This is a genomic window from Halorubrum sp. BV1 (genome assembly GCF_000746205.1).
GTDB lineage: Archaea > Halobacteriota > Halobacteria > Halobacteriales > Haloferacaceae > Halorubrum.
Map to the genome: position 1 here is coordinate 296,921 of NZ_KN050825.1, position 15,350 is coordinate 312,270.

Below are 15,350 nucleotides of genomic sequence, written 5' to 3' on the forward strand. Positions count from 1 at the left end.
CGCACGACTGGACGCATCGCCACACCGCTTTGCGAAAATCTCGTTCTCACTCGTCGGCGTCCAGTTCCGCAAACACGGCCGCGACCATCTCGCCGGTGTCATCGATGATCCCGTCCATCGCCTCGTCGTCGACGGGCAGTCCGAGCAGACGAGCGACCTTCATGATGGAGACGTGGTACACCTCCTGTTCGCCCGGTTCGACCTCACGGATCACCATGTTACAGGGAAAGAGTCCGCCGATCCGGCCGTCGGTCGCGTCGAGCGCGCGGTCCGCAACCGCCGGGTTGCACGCGCCGAGCACGTAGTACGGGTCGCGGTCGGCATCGACCTTCTCGTTCAGCAGTTCGGACGGAGAGAACTCGACGGGGACGCCGAACCCGGCGTCGACGCACACCTCGCGCACGCGCTCGATCGCCGACTCGTGGTCGGTCGACAGCGTCGCCGTCGTCTCGCCGTACGCTTCGGGGTCGATTTCGTGCGGATCGAAGGGGATCGCCATGAGTAGAGTCGGCATCGGCCGAATAAAAAGCCCGCGGCGGGGCGGCCGAGACCCGGGCTCGGCGGTCATCGGTCGGCGATCGGCGACGACCGCGGCTCGCAGTCCAACTACTCCGTCGCGACCGGGCCGCGACCCACCAGCTCTTCGACCGTCGCGACGAACTCGCTCCGGCTCTCGAACAGCGGGACCTCGGCGTCCGCGAGCACGTCGTCGAGGTCGCGCGGACCGTCCGGAGTCCGGATCGCGGCGTCGCCCTCCTGGTTCGCCACGTCGCTTCGCGTGGCGGGCCACGTGAGCCGGGACGCGACGCGCGCGATCGGCTCGCCGGCCACGTCCACTCGATCGCCGAGTTCGACGGCCGGTTCGACATCTTCGGCCTCCTCGGCCTCGTCGGTGTCGCTCATACCCGCCGGTTCCGTTCCGGCAACACTAATGGTTTCGATGCTGTTCCGGGCGGGTTCGCCCGTCTCGTCGGTCAGCGCCAGCCGCGGTCGGTGTCGTTCAGTCGCTCGCAACCCCCCTCTGTGACGACGACGAGGTCCTCGATCCGGCAGCCGAACCGCCCGTCGAGGTAGATCCCGGGCTCGACGGAGAACACCATCCCCGGCTCCAGCCGCCGGTCGTTGCCCGCGACGAGGTACGGCTCCTCGTGGACGTCGAGCCCCACGCCGTGACCGGTCCGGTGGACGAACGCGTCGCCGTAGCCCGCGTCCTCGATGACCGTTCTGGCCGCCCGGTCGACGGCCTCGGCGGGGACGCCCGGCTCGACGGCGTCGACCGCGGCGGCCTGCGCCTCGCGGACGACCTCGTGGACCTCCGCGTACGCCGCGGGCGGGTCGCCGCCGAAGACGAGCGTCCGCGTCTGGTCGGACGGGTAGCCGTCGACTCGCGTGCCGAAGTCGCACACGACGGGCTCGCCAGCCTTAATCTCGCGATCGCCGTGGCCGTGATGCGGGTTCGCGCCGTTCGGCCCGGATCCGACGATGGGACCGAAGGCGGTCCCGCGACCGCCGTGTGCCTCCATGCGGTCGACGATCCAGTCGGCGAGTTCGGCCTCCGTCATCCCCACCGCGTCCGCGCCGAGGTCGCGGAGGTCGCCGACGGTCGCGTCCGCGGCCGCGGCCGCCGCCCGTATCGCCGCCAGTTCGGTCTCGTCTTTGCGCACGCGGAGGGGCGCGAGCGCCTCGCTCGCGAGCCCCCACGCCGCGTCCGGCGCGACCGCGCGGAGGTCCTGCGTGAACGTCGCCCACATGGTGTCGTCGACGAGGAGCCGACCCTCGCGGAGGCCGCACTCGGCGAGCAGGTCGCGGACGGCGGTCGCCGGGTCGTCGCCGTCCGCCCACGTCCGCACGTCCGCGACCGTCGTCTCCGATCGGACGTCGCTCTCGTACAGGGCCGGAACGAAAAACACCGGTCCGTCACAGGAGTGATCGGCCGCCGGTACGACGAGAAAGAAGTGTCTCTCGTCGGGTTCCGCCGTGAACCCGGTGAGGTACCGGAGGTTGCGGCTCGGGAAACAGATCAGACCCTCGGCGTCGGCCTCGCGGAGCCGGTCGGCCGCGCGATCACGTCGCGTCGCATGGATGTCTGCCGCCGTTTTCGTCTCGGCTCCGCCATCCGCTCCCGCCTCGCCGCCCGTACCCGTCTCGCCGCCCGCACCCTTCTCCCCGGTCATACTGGCCCTCCGCTCGGCGTTCGGATATACGCCCCGGTCGCCGGTCTGTCGGCTTCCCCGCCGTCTCGGTCGCCGGGAGAGGGCGGCAACGAGTGACCCCAAGACACGAATGCGCACTCGCCTCCCGGCCTGAGAGTGGCGATTCCCACACACAGAGATAGTTTCAAAGAACACATACTTATGTCGGTGTTCGTGGTACACTGGGGCATGGGAGCGACAGACGAATCAGAGGCGACCGACGCGGGGCTGTTCGACTGCCCCGAGTGCGACGTGACGGCTCCGTCGGCGTCGGTGCCGTACGACGCGCTCGGATACGCCGTCTGTCCGAGGTGTGCGTACTCGGCCGCGCCGGGGTCGGCCACGCTGGGACCCGACCGCCGAACCGCGCCGCTTTAGCCGCCGGAACCACCGGTTCCGGTATGGGCTGGACGCTCGGCCGAGAAGACGACGTGGTCACCGAATGGGAGCGGTCGGACGGGTACGCGACGGTGCGGGTCCGCGAGCGCGGCGACGGCGAGTTCGTCGTCCGGCTGGACGTCATGGAGCAGGCGGCGGACGAGTCGACCTACGAGCGGGAGCGGATCGGCTCGCGCGAGGCGGCCCTCGACCGGGCCGCCGAGTGGCGGGCGGCGTTCGACCTCGACTGACGGCAGCGACCCGCGTCGGCAACCCGTTCCGCTACCGCTCGGGGTGCGTCGGCGCGTCGAACCCCCCGCGGACGAGCGGTTTCGCGACGTGCCGCCGAGCGCTCGGCGGAACCTCGTACCAACCGACTTCGAGCGCGCGGTCGACTTCGCGGTCGACTTTCCCGGACGCGGTGGTCCCGCAGTCGCGGCAGCGGTAGCCCTGGTTCCGTCCCGCGGACGACATCGACCGCCCGCAGTCGGGACACACTGGAACCGCTTTCTCGGTGCGGACGAGGTCGCGGACCGCGAACTTCTCCAGTTTCAGCGTCCCCGCTTCGTCCGCTCGATCGGGCAGCGCCCGGCGTTCGTGTTCGCCGCAGAGCGTCACGCGGTCGCCCGGTCGGAGCGCGCGGACCCGATCGCGGAACCGACCGGTCGGCTTGAAGGCGACACAGCGGAGGTGATCGTCGCCGTCGGCATCGCCGCGGTCCGCGAGGTCGGTGCCGTCGATACCGCCGCCAGCGCCGCCACCGCCGTCTGTGATGTCGACGTGGACGTGTCCGCCGCGTTTCGTCTCCGGGTCGGTGACGACGACGCCGTCGACGCGGTAGCCCGCGCCGTCTCGGAGGGTCCCGAGCGTCCCCGACGCGAGGTGTGCGTCGGTGCCCTGATTCGTCAGGAACGTCTCGGTGCGTGCGACCGGTTCGCTCTCGATCGACGCGGCAACCTCCCGACAGGCCGCGGCGTCGTCCCCGCGGATCCCGTAGAGGATCGGTCCCGGCGCGTTGGGGACGCACACGACCTCGCCCGTGCCGCGATCGACGGTGTCCCAGACGGTCGGGTACGCGGCGTCCGCGGCGGCGAAGACGCTCTCTGCGTCGACCGTGCGGGGCGTTCCACAGCGGTCCAGTTCCCGGTACGCGATGTGCTCGACCGTCCGGTCGTCGAACGCCGCCTGCGCGCCGACCGCGGCGAGCGCGCCGATGCGACCGCGCCCGGCCACCTCGTCGCCGTCACCCGCGCCGCCCGTCCCGAAGGCGGCGTGACGGTAGCCGTGGGAGTCCGCGAGCGACAGGGCCTCGGCAAGGCCGATCCGGTGTCGCAGCGCCCGCCGCGAGAACGCCGCGACGTCGGACGGGATCGCCGCGGGATCGACGTCGGCGACGACGAGGCCGGGCGAGGTCCGGGGATCCGCCGGCACCGCGAACTCGCGGACGATCGCCGCGGCGACCTCGAACACCTCGTCGGCGTCGATCTCGGTGACGTGCAGTGCGACGGCGGCGTTCCCGCGGGTCTTGTGTTTCACGGCCGGGTTGAGCCGAACGAGGAGCCGCCGCTCGACCCGACCGCCCGCGGCCGCGAGGCGCTCGGCGAGGCGCGCGCCGACGTACGTCGTACACATGCCGCGCTCGCGGGAATCGGTGTCGTCGACGGCGACGATGGCCATACCCGTGATTTTTCCCTCGCAGACAAACCGGTTTCGGGGCGGGCCGTCGGCGACGCGAGTCGCTGGCGCGCCGGCGCGTGCGGCGCGGGTCGAATATATAATGCTACCGGGGGCGACCGAAGCAAAATCGCAAGCGAGCGGCGCGTTCGAGCGGGCGCGACTGACACAACGCATATATACGCCGAACCGCTTGTCTCGACTATGTCCCGGACTGCGCTGATCGGGAACGTCACCGCGATGCTGGAGGACGCGGGGTTCCGCGTGAGCGACCGGTGTGCGGTCCGGCCGAAGAGCTTCGACGTGGCGGCGCGCCGCGACGAGGACCTGCTGTTACTGAAGATTCTCGGCAACGTCGACGCCCTCGACGCGGCGACCGGCGCGGAGATGCGGCGGCTCGGCGAGTATCTGCAGGCGACGCCGATGGTGATCGGCATCCGAACGCGCGACGAGGACCTGAAGCCGGGCGTCGTCTACTTCCGACACGGCGTCCCAGTGATCAACCCGGACACCGCCTACGAGCTGTTCGTGGAGGGCATGCCACCGCTCATCTACGCGGCCCCCGGCGGGCTGTACGTCAGCCTCGACGGCGACTTGCTGGCCGACGAGCGCGAGGAGCGCGGGTGGTCGCTCGGTCGGCTCGCGACCGAACTCGGCGTCTCCCGTCGAACCGTCTCGAAGTACGAGGACGGGATGAACGCCTCCATCGAAGTGGCGATCCAGCTCGAAGAGCTGTTCGACGAGCCGTTCTCAAGCCCCGTCGACGTCCTCGACGGGGCCGAGGAGGTCCGCGACTCGGACCCGACGCCCGCGGCACCCGACACCGATCCCGACGACGAACACATCGTCCATGTGCTCACCAAGGCGGGATTCACGGTCCACCCGACGGCGCGGGCCCCGTTCAAGGCCGTCTCCGAGGACGAGGGCAGCGCCGTGACGCGCGTTCTCACCGGCCACTCGACGTTCACGCCGGCCGCGGAGAAGCGCGCCCGGATCATGTCGTCGATCGGCGAGGTAGCGCGCACGCGGTCCGTCTATTTCACGGAGGGAGACGAGCGGCGGGAATCGGTCGACGGCACCGCGCTCGTCTCCTGTGAGGAACTCGCCGGCATCTCCGACCCGGAGGAGATCCGCGAACTCATCCGCGACCGCGCGGCGGCCCCCTCAGAGGCCTGAAAACAGTCGGCTGCGAGACCGAATCGCCGTCTCCCCGTACGCAGACGTAGCCTTATCGCCCGAACAGACGACTGAAGAACCCGTCACCGTCCGTATCGTCGTCGCTCTCGTCCCGCTCGGTGTCGCCGGGCTCGTCGTCGCCGTTCGTCGAGTCTCTGTCGTCGTCGGCCCCGCTCCGCTCCGAGAGGACGGTGTTCATCGTGCCGGTGTCGTCGTCCCGGAACGGGACGCTTCCCGCGAGTTCGTCGTCGATGTCGCGGCTCGGCTCCTCCTCTTCGGACGCCTCCCCCGGCGCGTCGCGGGCCTCCGGTTCGTCGAGGAGCGCGCCCTCGTCGGCAGACGCCGAGCCCTCCGACTCGAACGCCGCCTCCCCGGCCTCGTCCTCGATCATCGCTTCGAGGTCGTCGCCGTCGACGTGGTCATCGCCGACGGTTCGCGTGTCGCCGTCGAAGTCGTCGGCCGTGTCGCCGTCCTCGGGACCGGCGTGCGCCGGTTCGCCGGAGTCCGAGTCGGTGCCGCTCTCGTCGCTCGGCACGGGCGATTCGTCCGCGACGATGATGTCGCGCTCGTCGGCTGGCTCGCCGAGCCCGCCCGAGTCGGCGTCGGCGACGATGATGTCCTCGCCGTCGGCGTCGGCCGCCCCAGCGTCGTCGGTTTCGCCGCTCTCACCGGCCGCGTCCGGTGGCTCTGGGTCGGCCGCGTCCGGTGGCTCTGGGTCGGCCGCGTCCGGTGGCTCTGGGTCGGCCGCGTCCGCAGGCGTCTGACCCGATGCGGGCGGAGCCGGGTCGGGGATCTCCGCGCCGGTCAGCGTTCGAGCGAGTTCGCGGTACGCGCGGGTCGCGGGTGCGTCAGGCGCGAACGTCACGAGCGGCTCGTTCGCCGTCGCCGCCCGAAAGACGGCGGGGTCCTCCGGGATCCGACCGAGGACCGGCGCGTCGAGGCGGGTGAGGTCGTCGCCCGTCGCGCCGTCGCCGCCGACGCGCGTGATCGCCGCGCCGGCGACCGTGCCGCCGAGGCGCTCTGTCAGCTGGCGGGTCTTTTCGGTGTCGCCGAGGGCGTTGCGCTCGGCCGTCGAGACGAGAAGGGTCTCGTCCGCGAGTCCGAGCGGCAGGGTCGAGTCGTGCGAGAGTCCCGCGCCCGCGTCGAGAAACACGTAGTCCGCGTCGTCGAAGGCCGCGACGACCTCGCGAAGCCCGGACGGGTCGGCCGTCGCGTACGCGTCGAGGTCGGCCGCCCCCGGGAGGACGCGCAGGCCCGCCGGCCCGGACAGAACCGCGTCGAGCGGGTTGCCCCGGCCGGAGAGCACGTCGTGGAGGGTCGTCTCTCCCGGCTCGACGCCGACCGCCTCCGCGAGGTTCGCCATGCCGATGTCGGCGTCGATCGCGACGACATCGGCACCGGCGTCGGCCAGGATCGTCGCTATCGCCGCGGTCGTGGTGGTCTTTCCGACCCCACCCTTCGCTGAGGCGACCGCATACACCGTTGCCATACGGAGACGGTCCGGCGACTGGTACTTAAATGTAGGCGGCCGCGCGGGTACACACGGACGACGAGCGCGTCGGCTCGCCCAGCTCGACGGTCGGCCCGTGCAGCTCGACGCGCCGGCTCATCCAGGTCGGCGCGTCGGCTCGTTCCGTTCGGAGCCGCGCGATCCACCGCTCACTTTCGCAAACACCTTATACATCGCTTCTAGACTTTCAGGCGATTAGTAGTATGGCGAGACCAGAGGTGCTCGACCGGATCAAGCAGGCTGAAACAGAGGCGGACGAGATCATCGCGGAGGCGGAATCGGACGCCGACGAGCGCCTCGCCGAGGCTCGACGGCGCGCGGAGGAGATCCGCGACGACGCCGAGGAGGAGGCGGCCTCCGAGGCCGAAGAGCGGATCGAAGCGGCCCGCGAGGAGATCGAGGAGCGGCGCGAGGAGATCCTCGAATCGGGTCGTGCCGACCGCGACGAGCTCGAACGCGAGGCCCGCGACCGAGTGGACACAGCCGTCGACTACGCGGTCGAACGGTTCGAAGAAGCGGTCACCAGTCAGGCCGAGGAGGCGGTGGATGCTCAGGCCTGAGCGGATGAGCAAGGTGTCGGTGACGGGCTCGAAGCGCGTCATCGACGACGTGATCGAGGCGGCGTACGACCACCACTCGCTGCACGTCACCGACTACGACGAGCGCTACGAGGGCTTCGAGCCCGGCGTGTCGCTCGACGGAGCCGAAGACGTCAGCGAGCGGCTCGTCACCGTTCGCTCGCTCGAAAGCATCCTCGACATCGACGACGCGGACGTCGACGCGGCCCGCGCGCTCGACGACGAGGAACTCGAGGCGGAGCTGTCCGACGTGCGCGAGCGCGTCAACGAACTCAACGACCAGCGCGACGAGCTGCAGGCGCAGATCCGAGACAGGCAAGAAGAGATAGACCGGATGGAGCCGTTCGCGGACCTCGGTATCGCCCTCGACTTACTCGGCGGCTACGACTCGCTCGAAGTGGTCGTCGGCGAGGCGAAACCCGACGCCGTCGAAGACGCGCTCACAGACGCGGACGGGGTCGACGCGCACGAGGTGTTCGCGGGCGGCGACGTCGTCGCCGCCTTCGCGAAGCCCGCCTCGGGAGTCGAGGAGGGCGTCCTTCAGGACTCGCTCGTGGGCGTCGACATCGCCCTGCTCGACGTGCCGGACGCCGACGCGAGCCCCGCGGAGTACGTCGCCGAGCTCGAATCCGAGCAGGCCGACCTCCGAGAGGAGCTCGCGGCGGTCGAATCCCGGATCGCTGACGTGAAAGAAGAGGCTGCAGGCTTCCTGTTGCGCGCAGAAGAGCAGCTCACAATCGAGGCCGAAAAGAAGCAGGCCCCGCTCTCCTTCGCGACGACCGAGAACGCGTTCGTCGCCGAGGGATGGGTGCCGACCGAGACGTTCGGCGAGTTCGAGGCGGCGATCACCGAGGCCGTCGGCGACCACGCCGACGTCGAAGAACTTGAACGCGCGTCGTTCACTCCCGACGGCGACCACCACACCGAAGCCGTCGCAGACGGCGGCTCCGCGGGCGGTGCGACCGCGACAGCCGACGACGAACGCGAGGCGGCCACGGACGGCGGCCACGCGACCCACGGGAGCGACGACCCGCCGGTCGTTCAAGACAACGGGAGCGCGGCCGGTCCCTTCGAACTGCTCGTGCAGGGGTTCGGTCGTCCGAAGTACTCCGAATTCGACCCGACTCTTCTGGTCTTCCTCACCTTCCCGCTCATGTTCGGCTTCATGATCGGCGACGTGGGGTACGGCGTGTTGTACGCCGCCATCGGCGCGTTCCTGTACAGCCGGTACGACGGGACGTTCCGCGAACTCGGCGCCGTCGCGCTGTGGGCCGGGGGATTCACGATCCTGTTCGGGATCTACTTCGGGATCGACGTGTTCGGCTACCACGCGTACCAGCTCTTGCCGGGGGAGATCCACTGGCCGGTCGACGGCAAGGGACTCTCGCCGGCCGACATCGACTGGGCGCTGTCGTTCCTCGTCGCCAGCGTGCTGTTCGGACTCGCTCACCTGAACGTGGGACACGTCCTCTCGTTCGTGAGCAACTACCAGCAACACGACCTGAAGCACGCGCTCTATGAGGGCGGCTCGTGGCTCCTGATCCTCAACGGCGCGTGGATCTGGATCTTCAGCCAGCACCTTCCCGGCCCGAAGCCGGACTTCCTCTTCGAGTCGTTCTCGACTCTCACCTTCGGGGCGGTCTCGTTCAGCGGCTTCCCCGTCGCGGTCGGGTACGCCGCCATCGGGGCCATCGCGCTCGGGGTCGTCCTGCTCGCGATCGGTGAGCCGCCGGAACTCGCCGAGGTGCTCTCGCCGATCGTCAACGTCATCTCGTACGCCCGTATCATGGCGGTGCTGCTCGCGAAGGGCGGGATGGCGCTCGCCGTGAACCTGCTCGCGTTCGGCGCGTACATCGACGAAAGCGGCGAGGGGAGCTTCCACTTCATCTTCAGCGCCGACTACCTTGAGTACGTGCAGAGCCATCCCGGCGACTACGAACTCGTCTTCGCGGGGATGACGACCGCGTTCGATCCGGCGTCTGCCGGGGCTGTCGGCGTCCTCGCCCTGGTAGGCGGCATCCTCGTGGCGGTCGTCGGTCACATCGTCGTGCTCGCGCTCGGGGTTACGTCCGCCGGCATTCAGGCGGTGCGTCTCGAGTACGTGGAGTTCTTCGGGAACTTCTACGAGGGCGGCGGGAACGCGTACCTGCCGTTCGGCTACGACCGCGAGTACACCACAGACGAGTAGCCGTCACGCTCCCTCTCAGCCGATCCGGCGAATTTTTCGCGGTCGATACCCCCGCGAGCCCTGCCTCTGCCCGGCGTCACGGCGGTTCCGTTCGGTCGTTTTGGGAAGCTTTATGACTCCAGTAGGGGCAACTAGCAACTGTTCGGAGACGAGCAACCGCAACTACTACCAATGCTTGAAGCTACCAACGAACTCGGGAATGTCGCACTGCAGGCCGGAGGAACGCTCACTGACCCCAGCGCCGCGGCGGCGCTCGCCGTCGGACTGGCGGCGCTCGGTGCGGGCTACGCGGAGCGTGGAATCGGTTCGGCCGCCGTCGGCGCGATGGCCGAGGACGACGATCTGTTCGTCAACGGGCTCATTCTGACGGTCCTCCCCGAGACGATTGTCATTCTCGCACTCGTCGTCGTCTTCATCGTCTAAGCGGTTCCCCCTTTCCACACCAATGAGTTTGGATACTGTCGTTGAGGACGTTCGAGACGAAGCCCGCGCGCGTGCAGAGGAAATCCGTGAGGCGGCGGAGTCCGAGGCGGACGAGATCGTCGCCGAGGCGGAGACCGACGCCGAGCGCATCCGCGAAGAGCGGCTCGCCGAGGCCGATCGCCAGATCGAACAGGAGCGCGAGCAGACGCTCTCGTCGGCCAAACTCGAGGCCAAACAGGAGCGGCTCGGCGCCCGTCGTGACGTCCTCGAAGACGTCTACGACGACGTCGAGGCCACCATCGAGTCGCTCGACGGCGACCGTCGCCGCGAGCTGACCGAGACGCTTCTCGACGCGACGCTCGCGGAGTTCGACGACGACGATGACGTCGCCGTCTACACCCGCGCCGAGGACGTCGATCTCCTCGAAGACCTCGTCGCGGACCGCAACGCGGCGGTCGACGGCGAGGTCGACTGTCTCGGCGGTGTCGTCGCGGAGAGCGACACCTCGCGCGTCCGGGTGAACAACACGTTCGACTCGGTCCTGGACTCCGTCTGGGACGACGAGTTGAAACACATCTCGGAGCGACTGTTCGACCAATGAGCGCCGTCGGCAGCTCGAACCCAGAGTACGTCGTCGCGCGGGTTCGTGCCCGCCGCGGCAGCCTCTACGGGGACGAGGAGTACCGTAAGCTCACCCGCATGGGTCCGGCGGAGATCGCCCGGTTCATGGAGGAGTCGAGCTACGCGGACGAGATCAACGCCCTGGGGAGCAGACACGGCGGCGTCGACCTGATCGAGTACGCGCTGAACCGGAACCTCGCGTCGCAGTTCGACGCGATCTTGGACTGGAGCGAGGGGTCGCTGTACGGCCTCATCGCCCGGTACCTCCGGAAATTCGACGCGTGGAACGTGAAGACGGTCATCCGCGGCGTCTACACCGACGCGGACCAGTCGGCGGTCGAGTCGGACCTGATCCGCGCCGGCGAGTTCGACGACCGACGGATCCGCCGGCTCCTCGAGGCAGACGCGATCGACGCGGTCGTCGAGGTGCTCGAAGATACCATCTACGGCGATCCGCTCCAGGCGGCGTACGCCGAGTACGAGGAGACGGACGTGCTTGTGCCCCTCGAGAACGCCGTCGACCGCGCGTTCTACGAACGGCTCCTGTCCGGACTCGGCGGCGGCGAACCGACCCGTCAGTACGAGGCGTTCCTCAAAGCCGAGGTCGACTTCCGGAACGCGACGAACGCCCTCCGGCTCGCCCGGTCGGGCGCGGACATCGACCCCGCGGCGTACTTCATCGAGGGCGGCGAGCTGTTCACCCGGGGGTCGCTCGCGCGGCTCGCCCGGAACCTCGACGAGCTCGTGGAGTACATCGCGGACAGCCAGTACGGCGACGAGCTGGGTCCGGCGCTGCGCGAGTTAGAGGAGGCGGACAGCCTCATCGCGTTCGAGCACGCGACGGACGCCGCGCTGTTGGCGTACGGCGACCGCCTCGGCACGATCCACCCGGTGTCTATCACCCCGATAATCTCCTACATCCTCGCGAAGGAGCGCGAGGTGGAGAACATTCGGGCCATCGCCCGCGGGAAGGAGGCCGGCCTGTCGGCCGACGAGATCGAATCGGAGCTGGTGATAACATGAGCCAGGAGATAGCCGTCGTCGGCAGCCCGGAGTTCACGACCGGATTCCGGCTCGCGGGCGTGCGGAAGTTCGAGAACGTACCGGACGACGAGAAGGACGAGCGGCTCGACGACGCCGTCGAACGGACCCTCGACGACGAGGGAACCGGCATCATCGTGATGCACGACGACGACCTCGACCACCTCTCGCGGGGGACCCGCGAGTCGGTCGAGGGAAGCATCGAGCCGGTGCTCGTGACGCTCGGCGGGTCCGGCGCAGGCAGCGGCGGGCTGCGCGACCAGATCAAACGAGCCATCGGGATCGACCTGATGGAGGAGGACGACTAACATGAGTAAAGCAGAATCCACGGAGACCACCACAACCGAAACCGGTGTTATCCAGAGCGTGAGCGGTCCGGTCGTGAGCGCCCGCGATCTCGACGCCCGCATGAACGACGTCGTCTACGTCGGCGACGAAGGCCTCATGGGGGAAGTGATCGAGATCGAAGGCGACATCACGACCGTTCAGGTGTACGAGGAGACCTCCGGGGTCGCCCCCGGCGAGCCCGTCGAGAACACGGGCGAGCCGCTGTCGGTCGACCTTGGTCCGGGAATGCTAGACGCCATCTACGACGGCGTCCAGCGTCCCTTGGACGTGCTGGAGGGCAAGATGGGCAGTCCGTACCTCGACCGCGGGGTCGACGCGCCCGGCATCGACCTCGAAGAGCAGTGGGAGTTCGAGCCCACCGTCGAGGTCGGCGACGAGGTCGGCCGCGGCGACGTCGTCGGCGTCGTCGAGGAGACGGTCACCATCGACCACAAGGTGATGGTGCCGCCGGACGCCCTCGACGAGGGCGAGACGGCGGAGGTCACCGCCGTCGAGTCGGGCTCGTTCGACGTCACTGAGACGGTCGCGGAACTGTCCAACGGGACTGACGTCTCGATGCATCAGGAGTGGCCCGTCCGCGAGGCGCGCCCCTCCGCGAACAAGAAGACGCCCCGGACGCCGCTCGTGTCCGGTCAGCGCATTCTCGACGGCCTCTTCCCCATCGCGAAGGGCGGGACGGCCGCGATTCCGGGGCCGTTCGGTTCCGGGAAGACGGTCACCCAGCACCAGCTCGCGAAGTACGCAGACGCCGACATCATCGTGTACGTCGGCTGCGGCGAGCGCGGCAACGAGATGACCGAGGTCATCGAGGACTTCCCCGAGCTTGAGGACCCGGCCAACGGCAACCCGCTCATGGCCCGGACCTCGCTCATCGCGAACACGTCGAACATGCCCGTCGCGGCGCGTGAGTCCTGTATTTACACCGGGATCACGATCGCCGAGTACTACCGCGACATGGGGTACGACGTGGCGCTCATGGCCGACTCCACCTCGCGGTGGGCGGAGGCGATGCGCGAGATCTCCTCCCGGCTGGAGGAGATGCCCGGCGAGGAGGGGTACCCCGCGTACCTCGCTGCCCGGCTCGCGCAGTTCTACGAGCGCGCCGGCTACTTCGAGAACGTCAACGGGACGGAAGGGTCCGTCTCCGCGATCGGCGCGGTGAGCCCGCCCGGTGGCGACTTCTCCGAGCCGGTCACCCAGAACACGCTGCGTATCGTGAAGACGTTCTGGGCGCTCGACGCGGACTTAGCGGAGCGCCGCCACTTCCCGTCGATCAACTGGAACGAGTCGTACTCGCTGTACAAGGATCAGCTCGACCCGTGGTTCGAAGACGAGGTCGCCGACGACTGGGCGGAGAAGCGCCAGTGGGCGGTCGACGTGCTCGACGAGGAGACGGAACTCCAAGAGATCGTCCAGCTCGTCGGGAAGGACGCTCTGCCGGACGACCAGCAGCTCACGCTTGAGGTCGCCCGCTACCTGCGCGAGGCGTACCTCCAGCAGAACGCGTTCCACCCGGTCGACACCTACTGTCCGCCGGAGAAGACGTACCTCATGTTGACGACGATCGAGACGTTCAACGACGAGGCGTTCGACGCCCTCGAAGCGGGCGTGCCGGTCGAAGAGATCATCGACACCGACTCCGCACCCCGGATCAACCGGATCGGCGTCCAAGAGGATTACGAGGAGTACGTCGAAGACCTCAAAGCGGAGATCAAAGAGGAGCTCCGGAGCCTCTACTGACAATGAAAGAGTACCAAACAATCACCGAGATCAGCGGCCCGCTGGTGTACGCCGAGGTCGACGAGGCCATCGGCTACGACGAGATCGTCGAGATCGAGACGGCACAGGGGGAGACGCTGCGCGGACAGGTGCTCGAATCCTCGGATGGCGTCGTCGCCATTCAGGTGTTCGAGGGCACCTCCGGTATCGACCAGAACGCGTCCGTCCGCTTCCTGGGCGAGACGATGAAGATGCCCGTCACCGAGGACCTACTCGGACGGGTCCTCGACGGGTCGGGCCGTCCGATCGACGACGGTCCGGAGATCGTTCCCGAGGAGCGTCAGGACATCGTCGGCGCGGCGATCAACCCGTACTCCCGAGAGTACCCCGAGGAGTTCATCGAGACGGGCGTCTCCGCCATCGACGGGATGAACACGCTCGTTCGCGGCCAGAAGCTCCCGATCTTCTCCAGCTCCGGCCAGCCACACAGCGAACTGGCGATGCAGATCGCCCGACAGGCCAGCGTGCCCGAAGAAGAGGAGGGCGACGACGAGGAGAGCTCCGAGTTCGCCGTCATCTTCGGTGCGATGGGGATCACCCAGGAGGAGGCCAACGAGTTCATGGAGGACTTCGAGCGCACCGGCGCGCTGGAACGCTCCGTCGTCTTCATGAACCTCGCGGACGACCCCGCAGTCGAGCGGACGGTCACGCCGCGGATGGTCCTGACGACGGCCGAGTACCTCGCCTTCGAGAAGGACTACCACGTCCTCGTCATCCTGACGGACATGACCAACTACTGCGAGGCGCTCCGCGAGATCGGGGCGGCCCGCGAGGAGGTTCCCGGTCGCCGTGGCTACCCCGGGTACATGTACACCGACCTGGCGCAGCTGTACGAGCGCGCCGGACGGATTCAGGGACGTGATGGCTCCGTGACCCAGATCCCGATCCTCACGATGCCGGGCGACGACGACACCCACCCGATCCCGGACCTGACCGGGTACATCACGGAGGGACAGATCTACGTCGACCCAGACCTGAACAGTCAGGGCCTGCAGCCGCCGATCAACGTCCTTCCCAGCCTGTCGCGGCTGATGGACGACGGGATCGGCGAGGGGCTCACCCGCGAGGACCACGCCGACGTGAAAGACCAGATGTTCGCGGCGTACGCGGAGGGCGAAGACCTCCGTGACCTCGTGAACATCGTCGGCCGCGAGGCGCTCTCCGAGCTCGACAACAAGTATCTCGACTTCGCGGACGCCTTCGAATCGGAGTTCGTCGACCAGGGCTTCGAGACGAACCGCACTATCGAGGAGACGCTCTCTATCGGCTGGGACCTGCTCTCGATGCTCCCGAAGGACGCCCTCAACCGAATCGACGAGGAGTTCATCGAGGAGCACTACCGGGAGGACGACTCCGAGCGTAAAATCGTCGAAGTAGCGGACTGACGCGGCTTTCCTTTCCTTTCGTTTTCGACCGCTCGCGAGCGGCGGCACCGCGCGTGA

The 15,350-nt window shown here is 68.5% G+C and carries 16 protein-coding genes; 11 read left to right on the top strand and 5 right to left on the bottom strand.

Features of this window, described 5'->3' with window-relative positions:
* Positions 1-46: 46 nt before the first annotated feature.
* From EP28_RS12980 to EP28_RS12990, 3 genes are all read right to left on the bottom strand, one after another.
* Positions 47-499 (bottom strand): DUF302 domain-containing protein, encoded by a 453-nt coding sequence (locus tag EP28_RS12980; protein ID WP_049984417.1) that lies wholly within the window; start codon positions 497-499, stop codon positions 47-49.
* A 107-nt stretch (positions 500-606) separates the two neighbouring features.
* Entirely contained in the window at positions 607-903 is a 297-nt protein-coding gene (locus tag EP28_RS12985) for a DUF5789 family protein (protein WP_049984418.1), read from the bottom strand.
* Positions 904-974: 71 nt separating this feature from the next.
* Positions 975-2,174, bottom strand: coding sequence for an aminopeptidase P family protein (locus EP28_RS12990; RefSeq protein ID WP_080506155.1), 1,200 nt, complete (start codon positions 2,172-2,174; stop codon positions 975-977).
* Between the two features lie 207 nt (positions 2,175-2,381).
* On the opposite strand from EP28_RS12990, the gene EP28_RS12995 reads away from it, so the two are divergent.
* Positions 2,382-2,570: a hypothetical protein gene (locus EP28_RS12995; RefSeq protein ID WP_049984419.1), complete on the top strand. Its 189-nt coding sequence runs from the start codon at positions 2,382-2,384 to the stop codon at positions 2,568-2,570.
* Between the two features lie 23 nt (positions 2,571-2,593).
* On the top strand, positions 2,594-2,821 hold the full coding sequence (locus EP28_RS13000) for a DUF7543 family protein (protein ID WP_049984420.1): 228 nt from the start codon (positions 2,594-2,596) through the stop codon (positions 2,819-2,821).
* Positions 2,822-2,852: 31 nt separating this feature from the next.
* Here EP28_RS13000 and EP28_RS13005 read toward each other — a convergent pair whose 3' ends face one another.
* Positions 2,853-4,247 carry a tRNA(Ile)(2)-agmatinylcytidine synthase gene (locus EP28_RS13005; protein ID WP_049984421.1) on the bottom strand — a complete coding sequence of 465 codons (1,395 nt, stop codon included), beginning with the start codon at positions 4,245-4,247 and terminating at the stop codon, positions 2,853-2,855.
* Between the two features lie 201 nt (positions 4,248-4,448).
* Between EP28_RS13005 and EP28_RS13010 the strand changes: the two genes are divergently transcribed.
* The gene (locus EP28_RS13010; protein ID WP_049984422.1) at positions 4,449-5,420 is read left to right on the top strand and encodes a transcriptional regulator; all 972 of its coding nucleotides are present in this window, start codon (positions 4,449-4,451) and stop codon (positions 5,418-5,420) included.
* A 52-nt stretch (positions 5,421-5,472) separates the two neighbouring features.
* Here the strand turns inward: EP28_RS13010 and EP28_RS13015 are convergent, their stop codons facing one another.
* Positions 5,473-6,909 (bottom strand): nucleotide-binding protein, encoded by a 1,437-nt coding sequence (locus EP28_RS13015; RefSeq protein WP_049984423.1) that lies wholly within the window; start codon positions 6,907-6,909, stop codon positions 5,473-5,475.
* A gap of 224 nt (positions 6,910-7,133) precedes the next feature.
* Here EP28_RS13015 and ahaH point away from each other — a divergent pair, with 224 nt between their 5' ends.
* From ahaH to EP28_RS13055, 8 genes are all read left to right on the top strand, one after another.
* Positions 7,134-7,490 (top strand): ATP synthase archaeal subunit H, encoded by a 357-nt coding sequence (gene ahaH, locus EP28_RS13020; protein WP_049984424.1) that lies wholly within the window; start codon positions 7,134-7,136, stop codon positions 7,488-7,490.
* Between the two features lie 4 nt (positions 7,491-7,494).
* Positions 7,495-9,696 carry a V-type ATP synthase subunit I gene (locus tag EP28_RS13025; RefSeq protein ID WP_049984425.1) on the top strand — a complete coding sequence of 734 codons (2,202 nt, stop codon included), beginning with the start codon at positions 7,495-7,497 and terminating at the stop codon, positions 9,694-9,696.
* A 171-nt stretch (positions 9,697-9,867) separates the two neighbouring features.
* A complete protein-coding gene (locus tag EP28_RS13030) occupies positions 9,868-10,119 on the top strand; it encodes a hypothetical protein (protein WP_012659523.1) in 252 nt (83 codons plus the stop codon).
* A 22-nt stretch (positions 10,120-10,141) separates the two neighbouring features.
* The gene (locus EP28_RS13035; protein WP_049984426.1) at positions 10,142-10,720 is read left to right on the top strand and encodes a V-type ATP synthase subunit E; all 579 of its coding nucleotides are present in this window, start codon (positions 10,142-10,144) and stop codon (positions 10,718-10,720) included.
* Entirely contained in the window at positions 10,717-11,763 is a 1,047-nt protein-coding gene (locus tag EP28_RS13040; RefSeq protein WP_049984427.1) for a V-type ATP synthase subunit C, read from the top strand. The genes EP28_RS13035 and EP28_RS13040 overlap by 4 nt, the downstream gene beginning before the upstream one ends.
* Positions 11,760-12,089: a V-type ATP synthase subunit F gene (locus EP28_RS13045; RefSeq protein ID WP_049984428.1), complete on the top strand. Its 330-nt coding sequence runs from the start codon at positions 11,760-11,762 to the stop codon at positions 12,087-12,089. The genes EP28_RS13040 and EP28_RS13045 overlap by 4 nt, the downstream gene beginning before the upstream one ends.
* Position 12,090: 1 nt before the next feature.
* A complete protein-coding gene (locus EP28_RS13050; RefSeq protein ID WP_049984429.1) occupies positions 12,091-13,869 on the top strand; it encodes an ATP synthase subunit A in 1,779 nt (592 codons plus the stop codon).
* 2 nt (positions 13,870-13,871) lie between these two features.
* A complete protein-coding gene (locus EP28_RS13055; RefSeq protein ID WP_049984430.1) occupies positions 13,872-15,293 on the top strand; it encodes a V-type ATP synthase subunit B in 1,422 nt (473 codons plus the stop codon).
* Positions 15,294-15,350 lie beyond the last annotated feature (57 nt).

Excerpts from the sequence above, each read along its gene's own strand:
- EP28_RS12980 (WP_049984417.1), bottom strand. The coding sequence starts at position 499 with ATGGCGATCCCCTTCGATCCGCACGAAATCGACCCCGAAGCGTACGGC.
- EP28_RS12985 (WP_049984418.1), bottom strand. The coding sequence starts at position 903 with ATGAGCGACACCGACGAGGCCGAGGAGGCCGAAGATGTCGAACCGGCC.
- EP28_RS12990 (WP_080506155.1), bottom strand. The coding sequence starts at position 2,174 with ATGACCGGGGAGAAGGGTGCGGGCGGCGAGACGGGTACGGGCGGCGAG.
- EP28_RS12995 (WP_049984419.1), top strand. The coding sequence starts at position 2,382 with ATGGGAGCGACAGACGAATCAGAGGCGACCGACGCGGGGCTGTTCGAC.
- EP28_RS13000 (WP_049984420.1), top strand. The coding sequence starts at position 2,594 with ATGGGCTGGACGCTCGGCCGAGAAGACGACGTGGTCACCGAATGGGAG.
- EP28_RS13005 (WP_049984421.1), bottom strand. The coding sequence starts at position 4,247 with ATGGCCATCGTCGCCGTCGACGACACCGATTCCCGCGAGCGCGGCATG.
- EP28_RS13010 (WP_049984422.1), top strand. The coding sequence starts at position 4,449 with ATGTCCCGGACTGCGCTGATCGGGAACGTCACCGCGATGCTGGAGGAC.
- EP28_RS13015 (WP_049984423.1), bottom strand. The coding sequence starts at position 6,909 with ATGGCAACGGTGTATGCGGTCGCCTCAGCGAAGGGTGGGGTCGGAAAG.
- ahaH (WP_049984424.1), top strand. The coding sequence starts at position 7,134 with ATGGCGAGACCAGAGGTGCTCGACCGGATCAAGCAGGCTGAAACAGAG.
- EP28_RS13025 (WP_049984425.1), top strand. The coding sequence starts at position 7,495 with ATGAGCAAGGTGTCGGTGACGGGCTCGAAGCGCGTCATCGACGACGTG.
- EP28_RS13030 (WP_012659523.1), top strand. The coding sequence starts at position 9,868 with ATGCTTGAAGCTACCAACGAACTCGGGAATGTCGCACTGCAGGCCGGA.
- EP28_RS13035 (WP_049984426.1), top strand. The coding sequence starts at position 10,142 with ATGAGTTTGGATACTGTCGTTGAGGACGTTCGAGACGAAGCCCGCGCG.
- EP28_RS13040 (WP_049984427.1), top strand. The coding sequence starts at position 10,717 with ATGAGCGCCGTCGGCAGCTCGAACCCAGAGTACGTCGTCGCGCGGGTT.
- EP28_RS13045 (WP_049984428.1), top strand. The coding sequence starts at position 11,760 with ATGAGCCAGGAGATAGCCGTCGTCGGCAGCCCGGAGTTCACGACCGGA.
- EP28_RS13050 (WP_049984429.1), top strand. The coding sequence starts at position 12,091 with ATGAGTAAAGCAGAATCCACGGAGACCACCACAACCGAAACCGGTGTT.
- EP28_RS13055 (WP_049984430.1), top strand. The coding sequence starts at position 13,872 with ATGAAAGAGTACCAAACAATCACCGAGATCAGCGGCCCGCTGGTGTAC.